The sequence below is a fragment of the Acinetobacter stercoris genome, assembly GCF_900323515.1.
Lineage (GTDB): Bacteria > Pseudomonadota > Gammaproteobacteria > Pseudomonadales > Moraxellaceae > Acinetobacter > Acinetobacter stercoris.
In genome coordinates this window covers 1-1,180 of sequence record NZ_OOGT01000405.1, presented here as the reverse complement: position 1 = coordinate 1,180, position 1,180 = coordinate 1, and the positions used below count along the sequence as shown (strand labels likewise).

Sequence of the window (1,180 nt, the reverse complement as noted above, 5' to 3'; positions counted from 1 at the left end):
TTTTATAACTAGTTCTGCTTTAGCAACTGAAAAATGTGATTATAAAGTTAAATTTGATGATGCGATCCCGGCAAATATATCTCTCATAAAATTAGGGAGGGCTAAAAGCTATACTAAATTCGAAGTAAAGCCTGATTATTTTGAAACTACCATACAGGATTGTGCTTTTAAAAATAATAAATATTATATTTTATCTAGTTCAATTACCCAACCGGAAAACACATTATCTCAGTCAATATTGGTGATAAGTGTTTTTGATAAATTTGGAGTTTTAAGTAAACATAAATTTATAAATAAAAAATGGACTTGTGAAATTGATGATGGGTTTTATAAAAAAAATAATAAATTAGAAGTCCTTTATAGTTGTGCAGATAAGTCAGAAAATTCGAAATATAATAAATATGCAATTGAGGTAAAATGAATGGCTTATACATATGAAGATAAACTAAATTATATTACTTCAATTTATTGTTCTGTAAGAAAAATGTGAGTTGGGAAACTGTATTAGCTCAAGCTGCTCAAGAAACAGGATGAGGAGAAAAATATTAGCAGGTACAAATAATATATTTAATATAAAGGTCGATAGCAGATGGAAGGGGCCTAAAAGTAGGCATTTAGTCTGGGAAGATAAACCTAATGGAAAGCGTGTACAGGAATATTATAATTTTAGAAACTACAAAGATCTTGATGAGGTAATTGAAGATAGGATTAAATTTTCAGAAGAAAATTAGAAGTGTCATAAGTTTTTCACTAATGGAGTGAGAGGTATATTTGAAAGGAAAGCTCAAGTATTGGAAGATGCTGGATGTGTTACACATAAGGAAAAATAATGTTACAGGAAATTTTGAATTAGTATATGCAGATAAATTAATAGAAGTATTTCGAGGATCTTTAATGAGAAGGGCTATAGCTAGAGGAGAATCAGATGGTCAATATGCCATTGTGAATGCTGTATTCCAGATTTGGAGTGATGTTCGATGGCACGATAGGTTATTATCAATCAAACACAAATAGAGCCAATATGACATCGACTGCTAAAAGAGCCATTTTTGAAAAAATTGAAGTAATTTATAAAAGTAAATCAGGTTAAAATGATTAAAGCTAGAGTTATATTATCGATTTGCTAAGCATTTACACCAAAATTATAATTATATTAATATATTATTTATAATGCTAATGG

General features: G+C 28.8%; 1 protein-coding gene. It reads left to right on the top strand.

Annotated elements, in window-relative coordinates; all coding sequences use genetic code 11:
• Positions 1-421, top strand: a 421-nt coding sequence (locus KPC_RS19890) for a hypothetical protein (RefSeq protein ID WP_121976015.1), incomplete at its 5' end; no start/stop codon positions are given.
• Between the last annotated feature and the right edge of the window lie 759 nt (positions 422-1,180).